Here is a 12,068-nt window from a genome sequence, read left to right on the forward strand (position 1 = left end):
CCCGGCGATGCTCGACCGGCTGCGGCTCGACGCCGCGCGGCTCGGCGGAATCGCCGACGCGGTCGAGGCGGTGGCCGCGCTGCCCGACCCGGTCGGCGCCGAGATCGACCGCGCCGAGCGGCCCAACGGGCTGGTGCTCAGCCGGGTGCGCGTGCCGCTGGGGGTCGTCGGCATCATCTATGAAAGCCGCCCCAACGTCACCGCCGACGCCGCCGCGCTCGGCCTGATGGCGGGCAATGCCGTGATCCTGCGCGGGGGCAGCGAGGCGGCGCATTCGAACCGCGCAATTCATGCGGCGCTCGCCGCCGGCCTCGCCGAAAGCGGCCTGCCCGAAGACGCAGTGCAGCTCGTCCCGACGCAGGACCGTGCGGCGGTCGGCGCGCTGCTGCGCGCGCAGGGGCTGATCGACATCATCATCCCGCGCGGCGGCAAGGGACTCGTCGCCCGCGTGCAGGACGAGGCGCGCGTCCCCGTCCTCGCCCACCTCGACGGGATCAACCATCTCTACATCGACGCCGCCGCCGATCCGGCGCAGGCGGTCGAGCTGGCGGTCAACGCCAAGATGCGGCGCACCGGCATCTGCGGCGCGACCGAGACGATCCTGATCGACCGCGCCTATCCGGCGCCGCTCGCCATCGTCGACGCGCTGGTCCGCGCGGGCTGCGAGGTGCGCGGCGACGCCCGCATCGCGGCGCTGAGCCCGCATATCGCGCGCGCGGACGCCGGCGACTGGGACTGCGAATATCTCGACGCGATCGTCTCGATCGCGACGGTCGACGGCCTCGACGGCGCGCTCGCACATATCGACGCGCATTCGAGCCATCACACCGACGCGATCGTCACCGAGGACGCGGCAACCGCCGAGCGCTTTCTGTCCGCAGTCGACAGCGCGATCGTCATGCACAATGCCTCGACCCAGTTCGCCGACGGCGGCGAATTCGGCCTTGGCGCCGAAATCGGCATCGCGACGGGGCGGCTGCACGCAAGGGGCCCGGTGGCGCTCGAAGGCCTCACCACCTATAAATGGCTGGTGCGGGGGAACGGCCAGACGCGCCCTTGAATCATTTGTATACAAATGATACATTGCTGCAATGACCAAGCAGACTGTCATTTCCGCACGCGTCGACGAGGCAATGCTGGATGACCTCGACCGGATCGCGGCATTTCACGACCGCAGCCGGGCCTGGGTGATTGTGCGCCTGTTGCAGCAAGCGGTGGCGCACGAGCTGGAATATGTCGAACTGGTCGAACCGGCGCTCGAGGATGTGGCCGCCGGCCGCCTGATTCCCCATGAAGAGGTGATGGCCGACATCAAGGCCAGACTGGCCGCGCGCAAAGCGGCCTGATGCGCCTTCACTGGACGCCGCACGCCCGCGAAGACCTCTTCCGGCTGGCCGAATCAGCCGGCGACCCCGGCTCTGAAGCCACCCTGCTGCGCGGCGCCATCGCCGCGACCGAACAATTGCAGGCGCATCCCCGGATCGGTCCTGCCATCGACAGCGATCGCATCCGGAAATGGCCGATCGCCGGCACGCCCTGTCTGATCCTTTACATGGTTCGCGAAGACGCGATCCTGCTGCTTCGCATCGTCCACAATCGCAGCGACTGGCAGTCGCTGTCATGATCCGCACCGGCCTTCTCGGCGGCAGCTTCAATCCCGCGCACGGCGGACATCGCGCGATCAGCCTGAACGCGATCGACGCGCTCGGGCTCGACGACCTGTGGTGGCTGGTGTCGCCCGGCAATCCGCTGAAGGACGCGAAGGGCATGGCGCCGCTTCCGGCCCGCCTCGCCTCGGCGCAGCACATGGCCCGCCGCTCGCCGATCCGCGCCACCGGACTCGAGGCCGAACTTGGCACGCGCTACACCGTCGACACGCTCCGAAAGCTCGTCCGCCGCTACCCGAACCGGCGCTTCATCTGGATCATGGGGGCCGACAATCTGGTCCAGTTGCCCCGCTGGCGCGACTGGCGCGACATCGCGCGACTGATGCCGATTGCGGTGATCGCGCGCCCGGGCTATAATGGCCGCACCCACGCCGCGCAGGCGATGGGCTGGCTGCGGCGCTTCGTCCGGCCCGCAGGCCAGAAGCTTCATTGGACGGACTGGAGACCGCCTGCCCTCGTGTTCCTGCGATTTTCGCCCGATGTGCGATCCGCAACTGCGATACGGCAGGCCGACCCCCGCTGGTTCGAACGTCATGAAGGCCGCGCCCCGCGCGACCCGATCACCCGTTCGCGCCTCGGGGTCTCCGAAAGGAAAGGAACCGCTTGATAGCCGCCAGCAAGGATGCCGCGCCCGGCGCCGCACCCGCTCCCCAGCCTTCGGGCGACAGCGTGGACGCGCTCCACGCCCTGATCCTCCACCAGCTCGAAGAGGACCAGGCCCAGGATACCATCTCCATCCCGCTTGCCGGCAAGAGCAGCATCGCCGACCATATGGTGATCGCCAGCGGCCGTTCGACGCGCCACGTCTCGGCGATCGCCGACAAGCTGGCGCAGCGCATCAAGCAGGAAGCGGGCCGCACCGTCCGCGTCGAGGGACTGCCCAACGCCGACTGGGTGCTGATCGACGCCGGCGACGTGATCGTCCACCTGTTCCGGCCGGAGGTGCGGAGCTTCTACAACCTCGAACGCATGTGGTCGTTCGGCGACGCCCCGCCCGCCGCCGCCGCGAATTGACCCTTTTGTTCCGTTCGGCCTAAAGTCCGAACGGGGACGGCACCAGCCCGCTCCCCTCCCGGCCTCCCATGGGCCTTGATCGTCAGGGAGGCTGGGAGGGGAGCGGGTTGGTGCCGCTTTCACCGAAGGTGAACGATAACGCCATGCTGCTGCACATCATCGCGCGCGGGCGCATCGGGCGCGGGCCCGAGGCCGAACTGGTCGAGCGTTACATGAAGCGCCTGACCTGGCAGCACCGGATTTCGGAACTGCCAGACACCGGCGGCCGCATGCCCGCCGTCGCCGCGGGCAGCCGCACCGTGCTGCTCGACGAGGGCGGCGAACAGATGGCGTCGCTCGAATTCGCGCGGCTGCTCGAAACATGGCGCGACGGCGGGGTGCGCGAGGCGCGCTTCTGCCTCGGCGCCGCCGACGGCTTCACGCCCGCGGAGCGGCAGGGCGCCGACAGGGTAATCGCCTTCGGCCGCGCGACCTGGCCGCACCTGATGGCGCGCGCGATGCTCGCCGAGCAATTGTGGCGCGCGACCAGCATCGTCGCGGGCCACCCCTATCATCGCGAGGGCCGGCAATGAGGCGGACGATCGCGCTGGCCGCAGGCTGCGCCGCGATCGCGGGAGGCGCGCTGGCTCTTGCGCAGGGCGATGTCTTCGATCCGCAGGCGCTCGTCGCGCACGAACGGCAGCAGCTCGTGACCGCGAAGCAGCAATCGGCCGACGCGATGGCGCGCAGCAACGCGCTCGAGGCGCAGGCACGCGCCGCGCGGAGCGAGGCCGACCGCCTGAAGAAGCGCAGCGCGGCGCTCGCCGCGCGGATCCAGTCGGCAGAGGCCGACATCAGCGCCGGCGAAGCGCGCGTCGCGCTTGTCGGCCGCCGCCTCGCAGAGCGTCAGGCGCGCCTCGCCGAACAACAGCAGCCGCTGCTCGAACTGACCGCCACCTTGCAGCAGCTTTCGCGCCAGCCGCCGGTGAGCGTCCTCGCGCAGCCCGGATCGCTGACCGACATGGTCCACGCACGCGCGGTGCTCGACGCGGTGATGCCGGTGATCCACCGCCGCACCGCCGGGGTGCGGCACGAACTGGCGGATCTTCAGACGACGCGGCGCCAGCAGCGCATCGCGCTCGACACGCTCTCCGAAAGCCGGGCGCAGCTCGCGACGCGCCGCGACGAACTGACGCGGCTCGAGAACGAGGGCCGGCTCCACGCGCGCGACCTGATGAGCAGCGCACGGCTGGAGGCCGACCGCGCGCTCGGGCTGGGCGAGAAGGCACGCGATATCGTCGAACTGATGGACGCGCTCGAAGCCGACGGGCTGGTGCGCGCCGAGCTGGCGCAGCTGGCCGGCCCCCTGCCGCGTCCGCGCGACCCGGCAAGCGCCGCTCCGGCCGCCGCACCGCCGCCTGCCAGCGATGCCTCGCTGAGCGACGGCGCTTATCGCCTGCCCGTCGTCGGCCGCATCGTCGCGGGGCTGGGCGAGGTCAATGACAGCGGCGTCCGCTCGCGCGGGCTGACCATCGCGGCGCAGCCCGGCGGACAGGTCGTCGCGCCCGCCGCGGGGCATGTCGGCTTCGCCGGCGACTACAAGGGCTATGGCAAGATCGTCATCATCGATCACGGCGGCGGCTGGACCTCGCTGATCACCGGGATGATCGCGCTGTCGGTCGGCGTCGGCGATACGCTGGGCGCCGGGGCGCCGGTCGGCCGCGCCGGGTCCGACGACGCCCGCATCACCGTGGAGCTGCGCCGCGCCGGGCGCCCGGTCGACATCGTCGCGATGATCGGGTGACCGCGCATCGCCTCCAGAAAGGCATAGGCGGATGGCGCCGCGGCCATTATAAGGCAAAGTCACGCCTGCGCGATTGAAAGACGACCATGACCGAATCGACCAAGCCTTCTCCCTCCCCCCGGCGCCGCTTCGCCCTGTGGCAGGGGGCGGCCGCGCTCAGCACGCTGGCGCTCGTCCCGCTCGCCACCGGCGCGATGGCGAGCGTCGACGCCTCGACGCAGGAAGAGATTGCCCGCTTCATGGACGTCTTCCTCGAAGTGAAATCCAACTATGTCGAGCCGGTCAGCGACGACAAGCTGATCGAGGGTGCGATCAACGGCATGCTTGCCAGCCTCGATCCGCACTCGGGCTATCTCGATGCGCGCGGCTTCTCCAACCTTCGCACCCAGACCGATGGCGAATATGGCGGCCTTGGTCTGTCGGTGACGATGGAGGACGGCGTGGTGAAGGTGATCGCGCCGACCGCCGACACGCCCGCCGCGCGTGCCGGGATCAAGGCCGGCGACTATATCACGCACATCAACAAGGAACTGATCTTCGGCCTGACGCTCGACGAGGCGGTCGAACAGATGCGCGGCCGCCCCGGCACCCAGATCGAGATCACCGTGGTGCGCGAGGGGCAGGACAAGCCGATGGAGCTGACGCTGACGCGCGAGATCATCGACCTGAAACCCGTGAAGTGGGAGGTGAAGGACGACGTCGGGGTGCTGACCGTCACCAACTTCTCGGCCGATGCGACCCGCGACCTCAAGGCGGCGATGCTCGCGGTCGAGAAATCGCTGGGCCGCAAGCCGCGCGGCTGGGTGCTCGACCTGCGCTCGAACCCCGGCGGGCTGCTCGACGAGGCGGTCGGGATCAGCGACATCTTCCTCGAACGCGGCGAGATCGTGTCGCAGCGCGGCCGCAAGAAGAGCGACATCGAACGCTATTTCGCCGAGCCGGGCGACCTCGCGCAGGGCGCGCCGGTGATCGTGCTGATCGACGCGGGCTCCGCCTCGGCGTCGGAGATCGTCGCGGGCGCGCTGCAGGACCAGCACCGCGCGCTCGTCATGGGCGAGCGCAGCTTCGGCAAGGGATCGGTGCAGACGGTGCTGCCGCTGACCGACACGACCGCGCTGCGCCTGACCACCGCGCGCTATTACACGCCGTCGGGGCGCAGCGTGCAGGAAGGCGGCATCGAGCCCGACATCCGCGTGCCGCAGCTTTCGGACCCCGATTACAAGAACCGCCCACGCTTCCGCGAAAGCGACCTGCGCCGCCACCTGATCAACGAGAAGAAGGTCGACGACGGTCTGCTCGAAAAGGACGAAAAGGATGATCCGCGCTTCGCCGCGACCGCCGAGGAGCTGAAGGCGAAGGGCATCGAGGATTATCAGCTCCACTATGCGCTGCAGACGATCGGCCGCATCGGCCCGGCGACGCCGCAGATGGCGCAGGGCAAGGCGCCCGCCGCCCGGCCGGCGCGGCGCAACTGATCCGAAATCGGGGGGCCAGCCATGCCGAACAACCGCTACGCCGCGCCGCTCCTCGCGCTGATCGCGCCGCTGCTCCTTTATGGCGGCGCGCTGGTGTCGCAATATGGCTTCGGCCTCCACCCATGCGAGATGTGCTATTGGCAGCGCTGGCCGCACCAGGTGGCGATGGTGCTGGCGGCGCTCGCGCTGCTGCTGCGCCGCAGCGACGCCGCGATGCGCGCGCTGACGCTGCTTTCCGCCGTCGCCATCGCGGTCAGCGGCGCGATCGGCGTCTTCCACGCTGGGGTCGAATACGGCCTTTGGGAAGGGCTGACGACGTGCAGCACCGCGGCGACCGGCCCCGTCTCGCTCGACAGCATCCTGGCGGCGCCGATCACCCGCTGCGACGTGCCGCAATGGACGCTGTTCGGCGTCTCGCTCGCGGGGTTCAACGCGATCTTCTCCTTCGCCGCCGCGGCGCTCGTCTTGACCTTGCTGCGCCGCCGGCCCACATCGGCGGCATGATGAAGGCGGACCGAAAGACGGCGTCGATGATCCGGGTCGACCAGGCGGGCGAATATGGTGCGACGCGCATCTACGCCGGCCAGCTCGCGGTGATGGGCGACCGGCATCCGATGGCGCGCGAGATCGCGCATATGGCGGAGCAGGAGGAGCGGCACCGCGCCTTCTTCGACGGACTGATCGCGCGCCGCGGCGTGCGGCCGACCGCGCTTCAGCCGCTGTGGAACGTCGCGGGCTTCGCGCTCGGCGCCGCGACCGCCGCGATGGGGCCGCGCGCGGCGATGGCGTGCACCGCGGCCGTGGAGACCGAGATCGACCGCCACTATCGCGACCAGATCGCCGAGCTGGGCGACAGCGACCCCGAACTGGGCGACGCGGTCGCCGAGTTCCGTGCCGAAGAGCTGGAGCACCGCGATGCCGCGCTCGCCGCGGGCGCCGAAAGCGCGCCGGGCTATCCGCTGCTCAGCTTCGCGATCCGTGCCGGCTGCCGCGCCGCCATCGCGCTGGCGAAGCGCATCTGACGCGGTGCCCGGCGGTGGCGTTCAGGCCGCATGCAGGCTATCCATGGCAGTCCGTCCGGACAGATGAAGGAAAACCGATGACCCGCCCCCCCCTCTTCGCGCTGATCCTTGCCGCCGGCGCGGCCGCGGCGCCCGCGCAGGCGCAGGCGCAGGAAACCGTCGTCGACGGCGAAAAGATCAACCAGGTCATCGTCTATGGCGACGACAAGTGCGAGCAGAGCAGCCCCGACGAGATCGTCGTGTGCAGCCGCCTGCCCGAAACCGAGCGCTACCGCGTCCCGCAGATCTTCCGCGGCGGCAGCCCGCTCGACCCGCGCAACGAGGCGTGGGCGAACAAGGTGGTCGCGCTCGAACGCGTCGGCCGTTTCGGCACCGACAGCTGCTCGCCCACCGGCCTCGGCGGCTTCACCGGCTGCACCCAGCAGCTCGTCGCCGGCGCCAAGGCCGAGCGCCGCGCCGCCGACAAGACCGACTGGCAGACGATGATCGCCGACGAACGCGCCAAGCGCATCGCCGGCATCGACGCCGCGGCGGACGAGGTCGAGGCGGCGGTCGTCGCCGAGGAAAAGGCGCTCGAGGAACGCCAGCGCGCCGCCGAGGAGCTCGAACGCCAGGCCAGCGGCGTCGCGCCCGCGCCCGCAGCACCGACCCCGAACGATCCGAACGAAGAGCCGCTGCCTTCGCCCGGACCGCGATAGAGGCATTTCATCGGATCGAACGGATCGGAACCGGGCGAAAATATGCCGGGTACTCCCGCGCAGGCGGAGCCCGGAGCGGATAGAACCAGGATCGGCGTCGCATGACTCCGGGTCCCCGCCTTCGCGGGGACCCGGGGCATGGTTCATCCAAAGATGATCGCGCCCCGACGAGAGACGGACCGCCCGGCGCTACCCCTTCAGCTTCCCGGCCATGCCGAGGATGTCGTCGAGCGGGTTGCCGTCGCCGTTGCGGTCGATCAGCTTGCCGAGGCTGCCCAAAGCGCCCGATCCGCCGCCACCGCCGAGCATGCCGCCCAACAGGCCACCCAGTCCGCCGCCGCCCGATCCGCCCGCAGCGCCGCCCAGCGCGCCGCCGATCAGGTCGCCCAGACCGCCGCCGTCGACTCCGCCGCCGTCCTTGGTGCCACCCTTCGCCATCGCGCCGGCGACCAGCATCGCGAGCAGCGGCAGCATCTTCTTGAGCAGCCCGGCGTCGAGCCCGGTCTGCCCGGCGGCGTGCCCGGCGACGGTGCGGCTGACGTCCTTCGACCCGAAGATCTGGCCCAATATGTCGTTGCCCTGCCCGACCGGGGTCGGCTGCGATCCGAGCACCGTGTCGAGCAGGCCGCCGCCGCCCAGCCCGGCGATCAGCCCGCCCAGTCCCTCGCCGCCGCCCTGCGCCTGCTTCTGGAAGCCGCCGAGGATCGCGGGCAGCAGCGCTTCGGCGCCCTGCTGCGCGATCGCGGGCGAAACGCCCAGTTCCTTCGCCATCGATTCGATGCCGCCGGCCTGACCGAGGATGTCGCTGAGGTTCATGTCGTCAATCTCCCACAAGGCGCGGATCGAAAAGCGCCGATGCGGGTTCTTATAGCAGCGCACCGGCGTGGGGCGAGCCGTTCATTCTGCTGTCATTTCGCCGTGCCTAATCCTATCCTGCGGCCCTGCGACTGCCCCGGCCGCGGGGTTAGGCCGTCTCAACGAGTGGGAGCATTGCAAAATGGGTATTTTCAGCAGCATCAAGGACGCGATTTTCGGCAAGAAGGCGGAGGCCGCCGAGCCCGCTCCCGCCACCCCGTCGGCGCTTCCGATCGGCGCGGCGGTCGAGGCCGCGTCGAGCGCCATGGCCGCCGCGTCGACCGCCGTCAGCGAGGTCGATGTCGAGGCGATCCTGTCGGCCGAGGCCGCGAAGGCAGGCCAGCCGCTCAACTGGCGCACCTCGATCGTCGACCTGATGAAACTGCTCGGCATCGATTCGAGCCTCGACAACCGCAAGGCGCTTGCGCAGGAGCTCGGCTATACCGGCGAACTCAACGGCAGCGCCGAGATGAACATTTGGCTGCACAAGGCGGTGATGCGCGAACTCGCCGCGAACGGCGGCAAGGTGCCCGCCGACCTGACCGACTGACGGACGGTCGATTTTCTTCGACGAAGGGGCCGGAACGCAGCGCCGTTCCCGGCCCCTTTTCATTGACCCCCGCGCGCCGCGGCTCCAGACAGGTTTCACAGGAAACAAACGGGGAGCCCGCACGTGCACGACAGACTGTCCACTTCGATCAGCCGCCGCCGGACGCTCGCCGCGCTCGGCGCCGGAACCGCGAGCCTCGCGCTGGCCGCGCGCGCGCCCGCGCTGGCGGCGGCCGCTCCGCAGCAGGACGGCGCGCAGGCGCTGCTCGACTCAATCGCCGACAATCTGCTCGCCCGGTCGCCCGAAAGCGCGACGAGCCTCGGCATCGATACCGGCGCGCGCGCCGCGCTGCGCGCGCAGCTCGCCGATCGCTCGGCGGCAGGACAACAGGCGCTCGCCGACACGCTCAAGGCCGATCTCGCGCGCGTCCGCGCGGTCGACCGGAGCAAGCTCGACCATGGCACGCGCACCAGCCTGGCGGTGATCGAAAGCGCCTATGGCGTCGCGCTCGACGGCTTCGCGCTGCCCTATGGCGACGTGTCGGTCGGCGGATGGCGCAACACCCCCTATGTCGTGATCCAGAATGTCGGCGCCTATCTCGACATCCCGAAATTCCTCGACAGCGACCACCCGGTGAAGAACGCCGCCGACGCAGAGGCCTATCTGGCGCGCCTCAACGCCTATCCCGCGACCCTCGATGCAGAGACCGAGCGGCTGAAGGCCACGGGCGCGCAAGGCGTGGTCGCCCCCGCCTTCCTGCTCGACAAGGCGATCAGGCAGATGGAGGCGAGCCTCGCCGGTGCGCGCGGCGGCGGCGGACTGGTCGACAGCCTCGTCCGCCGCACCGCGGAGGCGAAGATCGCGGGCGACTGGGGCCGGCGCGCCGGGGCCATCGCCACGGGGCCGGTCGTCGCCGCGCTCGAACGCCAGCTTGCCGAATTGCAGGCGCAGCGCACGAAGGCGACGATGGACGCGGGCATCTGGGCGCGTCCCGGCGGCGACGAATTCTACGCCTGGGCACTGCGCGCCTCGACGACGACGCGGATGACGCCCGAGGAAATCCACCGCATGGGGGTCGAGCAGCTCGCCGAGCTGCACGGGCGGATGGACCCCATTCTCAAGCAGCTCGGCTATACGCAGGGTTCGGTCGGCGACCGGATGAACGCGCTCGCGAAAGACCCGGCGTATAAATTCCCCGACAACGACGCGGGCCGCGCCGAGGTCGTCGCCTACATTCAAACATGGCTCGACCGGATTCGCGCCGAACTGCCGCGCGCCTTCCGCACCCTCGCCAAGGGCAATGTCGAGGTGAAGCGTCTGCCACCCGAGGAAGAGCCCGGCGCGCCCGCCGCCTATGGCGGCGCGGGGTCGATCGACGGTTCGACGCCGGGGCGGATGTGGATCAATCTGCGCACGACCGACCTGCACAGCAAATATTCGCTGCCCGACCTCGCGATGCACGAGGCGATTCCCGGCCATGCGTGGCAGGGCGAATATGCAAACCAGATGCCGCTGATCCGTTCGATGCTCGCCTTCAACGCCTATTCTGAAGGCTGGGGCCTCTATGCCGAACAGCTCGCCGACGAACTCGGCCTCTACGACGATTTCCCGGTCGGGCGCCTCGGCTATCTCCAGTCGATCGCTTTCCGCGCTTGCCGCCTCGTCGTCGACACCGGCATCCACACCAAGCGCTGGACGCGCGAGCAGGGGGTGCAGTTCTTCGTCGAGCGCAACGGGTCGAACCCGCTCGAGGTCGCGAGCGAGGTCGACCGCTATTGCAGCTGGGTCGGGCAGGCGTGCGGCTACAAGGTCGGACACAGCGAGATCAACCGCCAGCGCGACCGCGCGCAGGCCGCGCTCGGCGCGCGCTACGACCTGCGCGACTTCGACAATGTCGTGCTCGAAGGCGGCAATGTCCCGCTCGACGTGCTCGCGCAGAATGTCGACGAATATATCGCGGAGACGAAGGCGTGATGCGCCGCCTCGCCCTGCTGGCCGCGGCTATGTTCGCCGCGGCCAGCGGCGGTGCGATGGCGCAGGAAGCGCCGGACAGCTCGCGTGTCGCCATCGTGACGAGCGACGTCGACCGCTTCTTCGCGCTCTATGACGACCCGGCGCTGGCGGCGGACCCCGATGCGCTCGCGGCGCGCTACCTCGCCACGCCGTCGCCCGGTCTCGTCGAATTCATGGCGCTGCGCCGGATCACGCCCGACCGGCTGGCGGCGGCGCTGCGCGCCAAGCCAGCCGTCTATCGCGACGCGCGCGGCTGCGCGGCGAAGCTGGACAAGGTTCGCGGCCGTCTGGTCGCGGCGACCGACCGGCTCGCGGCGCTCTATCCGAAGGCGGTCTTCCCGCCGATCACCATCGCCATCGGCCGCGCGTCGAGCGCGGGAACCGCGAATGCGAAGGGGCTCTATATCGGCCTCGAAATGCTATGCGCGGCGAAATTCATCGAGGCCGACGATGAGGATCGCATGGTGCACGTCATCGCGCACGAATATGCGCATGTGCAGCAGCCGCTCGCGCAGGTCGATGACGAGAATGCCACGGTCCTCCACGCCGCGCTGGTCGAAGGCGCCGCCGAATTCGTCACCGAGCGGATGACCGGATCGGTCGCCTATCCGCTGCTCCACCAATGGGCGGCGGAACGAACGACGGAGCTCGAAACCGCCTTCCTCGCCGAAAAGGACGAAAAGGCGCTCGGTTCGCGCTGGCTCTACAACCAGCAGGGCGATGGCGAATGGCCCGGCGACCTCGGCTATTGGGCGGGTTACCGCATCGTCCGGGCCTATTACGACCGCGCGCCCGACAAGACGCAGACGCTGCGTGAGATCATCGAGATGCGCGACCCCGCCGCCTTCCTCGCCGCGAGCGGCTGGGCGCCGGGCGCATAGAGCGTTTTCAAGTCGGGCGGAACCGCATGACGACCCGGAAAACGCGGTGAAACTACGACCTGGGGCCTGATGCCATGCGTTGGAATCGTCACCCGCGAGGAGCGAAGCGA

At 69.9% G+C, this 12,068-nt stretch carries 15 protein-coding genes; 14 read left to right on the forward strand and 1 reads right to left on the reverse strand.

Annotation, left to right across the window (positions count from 1 at the left end):
• The 11 genes from SGR02S_RS17090 to SGR02S_RS17140 form a co-directional block, all read left to right on the forward strand.
• A partial coding sequence (locus tag SGR02S_RS17090; RefSeq protein ID WP_067112735.1) for a glutamate-5-semialdehyde dehydrogenase occupies positions 1-1,060 on the forward strand: 1,060 nt, incomplete at its 5' end.
• A gap of 31 nt (positions 1,061-1,091) precedes the next feature.
• The gene (locus tag SGR02S_RS17095; protein WP_067112749.1) at positions 1,092-1,346 is read left to right on the forward strand and encodes a CopG family ribbon-helix-helix protein; all 255 of its coding nucleotides are present in this window, start codon (positions 1,092-1,094) and stop codon (positions 1,344-1,346) included.
• Entirely contained in the window at positions 1,346-1,624 is a 279-nt protein-coding gene (locus tag SGR02S_RS17100) for a type II toxin-antitoxin system RelE/ParE family toxin (RefSeq protein WP_067112767.1), read from the forward strand. The genes SGR02S_RS17095 and SGR02S_RS17100 overlap by 1 nt, the downstream gene beginning before the upstream one ends.
• A complete protein-coding gene (locus SGR02S_RS17105; protein ID WP_067112770.1) occupies positions 1,621-2,274 on the forward strand; it encodes a nicotinate-nucleotide adenylyltransferase in 654 nt (217 codons plus the stop codon). The genes SGR02S_RS17100 and SGR02S_RS17105 overlap by 4 nt, the downstream gene beginning before the upstream one ends.
• A complete protein-coding gene (rsfS, locus tag SGR02S_RS17110) occupies positions 2,271-2,681 on the forward strand; it encodes a ribosome silencing factor (RefSeq protein WP_104959280.1) in 411 nt (136 codons plus the stop codon). Before SGR02S_RS17105 ends, rsfS begins: the two co-directional genes overlap by 4 nt.
• 143 nt (positions 2,682-2,824) lie before the next feature.
• Positions 2,825-3,253 carry a 23S rRNA (pseudouridine(1915)-N(3))-methyltransferase RlmH gene (locus SGR02S_RS17115; RefSeq protein ID WP_067112772.1) on the forward strand — a complete coding sequence of 143 codons (429 nt, stop codon included), beginning with the start codon at positions 2,825-2,827 and terminating at the stop codon, positions 3,251-3,253.
• Positions 3,250-4,464: a murein hydrolase activator EnvC family protein gene (locus tag SGR02S_RS17120; protein WP_067112774.1), complete on the forward strand. Its 1,215-nt coding sequence runs from the start codon at positions 3,250-3,252 to the stop codon at positions 4,462-4,464. The genes SGR02S_RS17115 and SGR02S_RS17120 overlap by 4 nt, the downstream gene beginning before the upstream one ends.
• Before the next feature lie 86 nt (positions 4,465-4,550).
• Positions 4,551-5,939, forward strand: coding sequence for a S41 family peptidase (locus tag SGR02S_RS17125; RefSeq protein WP_067112776.1), 1,389 nt, complete (start codon positions 4,551-4,553; stop codon positions 5,937-5,939).
• Positions 5,940-5,960: 21 nt separating this feature from the next.
• Complete coding sequence (locus SGR02S_RS17130) at positions 5,961-6,443, forward strand: disulfide bond formation protein B (protein WP_067112779.1); 483 nt, start codon at positions 5,961-5,963, stop codon at positions 6,441-6,443.
• Entirely contained in the window at positions 6,440-6,961 is a 522-nt protein-coding gene (locus SGR02S_RS17135) for a demethoxyubiquinone hydroxylase family protein (RefSeq protein ID WP_067112782.1), read from the forward strand. The genes SGR02S_RS17130 and SGR02S_RS17135 overlap by 4 nt, the downstream gene beginning before the upstream one ends.
• 77 nt (positions 6,962-7,038) lie before the next feature.
• Positions 7,039-7,659, forward strand: coding sequence for a hypothetical protein (locus SGR02S_RS17140; RefSeq protein ID WP_067112789.1), 621 nt, complete (start codon positions 7,039-7,041; stop codon positions 7,657-7,659).
• Positions 7,660-7,848: 189 nt separating this feature from the next.
• On the opposite strand, the gene SGR02S_RS17145 is transcribed toward SGR02S_RS17140, so the two are convergent.
• The gene (locus tag SGR02S_RS17145; protein WP_255211515.1) at positions 7,849-8,538 is read right to left on the reverse strand and encodes a DUF937 domain-containing protein; all 690 of its coding nucleotides are present in this window, start codon (positions 8,536-8,538) and stop codon (positions 7,849-7,851) included.
• Between the two features lie 118 nt (positions 8,539-8,656).
• Here SGR02S_RS17145 and SGR02S_RS17150 point away from each other — a divergent pair, with 118 nt between their 5' ends.
• From SGR02S_RS17150 to SGR02S_RS17160, 3 genes are all read left to right on the forward strand, one after another.
• Positions 8,657-9,064: a DUF3597 domain-containing protein gene (locus SGR02S_RS17150; protein WP_067112792.1), complete on the forward strand. Its 408-nt coding sequence runs from the start codon at positions 8,657-8,659 to the stop codon at positions 9,062-9,064.
• 123 nt (positions 9,065-9,187) lie between these two features.
• Positions 9,188-11,038 carry a DUF885 domain-containing protein gene (locus tag SGR02S_RS17155; RefSeq protein WP_067112795.1) on the forward strand — a complete coding sequence of 617 codons (1,851 nt, stop codon included), beginning with the start codon at positions 9,188-9,190 and terminating at the stop codon, positions 11,036-11,038.
• Positions 11,038-11,958, forward strand: a complete 921-nt coding sequence (locus SGR02S_RS17160; RefSeq protein WP_067112798.1) for a DUF2268 domain-containing putative Zn-dependent protease — start codon at positions 11,038-11,040, stop codon at positions 11,956-11,958. Before SGR02S_RS17155 ends, SGR02S_RS17160 begins: the two co-directional genes overlap by 1 nt.
• Positions 11,959-12,068: the final 110 nt, after the last annotated feature.

This window comes from Sphingopyxis granuli NBRC 100800 (genome assembly GCF_001591045.1).
GTDB classification, from domain to species: Bacteria; Pseudomonadota; Alphaproteobacteria; order Sphingomonadales; family Sphingomonadaceae; genus Sphingopyxis; species Sphingopyxis granuli.

Bases quoted from the DNA above. Each gene is read 5' to 3' on its own strand.
- SGR02S_RS17130 (WP_067112779.1), top strand. From the start codon at position 5,961: ATGCCGAACAACCGCTACGCCGCGCCGCTCCTCGCGCTGATCGCGCCG.
- SGR02S_RS17125 (WP_067112776.1), top strand. From the start codon at position 4,551: ATGACCGAATCGACCAAGCCTTCTCCCTCCCCCCGGCGCCGCTTCGCC.
- SGR02S_RS17120 (WP_067112774.1), top strand. From the start codon at position 3,250: ATGAGGCGGACGATCGCGCTGGCCGCAGGCTGCGCCGCGATCGCGGGA.
- SGR02S_RS17135 (WP_067112782.1), top strand. From the start codon at position 6,440: ATGATGAAGGCGGACCGAAAGACGGCGTCGATGATCCGGGTCGACCAG.
- SGR02S_RS17115 (WP_067112772.1), top strand. From the start codon at position 2,825: ATGCTGCTGCACATCATCGCGCGCGGGCGCATCGGGCGCGGGCCCGAG.
- SGR02S_RS17150 (WP_067112792.1), top strand. From the start codon at position 8,657: ATGGGTATTTTCAGCAGCATCAAGGACGCGATTTTCGGCAAGAAGGCG.
- SGR02S_RS17095 (WP_067112749.1), top strand. From the start codon at position 1,092: ATGACCAAGCAGACTGTCATTTCCGCACGCGTCGACGAGGCAATGCTG.
- SGR02S_RS17100 (WP_067112767.1), top strand. From the start codon at position 1,346: ATGCGCCTTCACTGGACGCCGCACGCCCGCGAAGACCTCTTCCGGCTG.
- SGR02S_RS17160 (WP_067112798.1), top strand. From the start codon at position 11,038: ATGCGCCGCCTCGCCCTGCTGGCCGCGGCTATGTTCGCCGCGGCCAGC.
- SGR02S_RS17105 (WP_067112770.1), top strand. From the start codon at position 1,621: ATGATCCGCACCGGCCTTCTCGGCGGCAGCTTCAATCCCGCGCACGGC.
- SGR02S_RS17140 (WP_067112789.1), top strand. From the start codon at position 7,039: ATGACCCGCCCCCCCCTCTTCGCGCTGATCCTTGCCGCCGGCGCGGCC.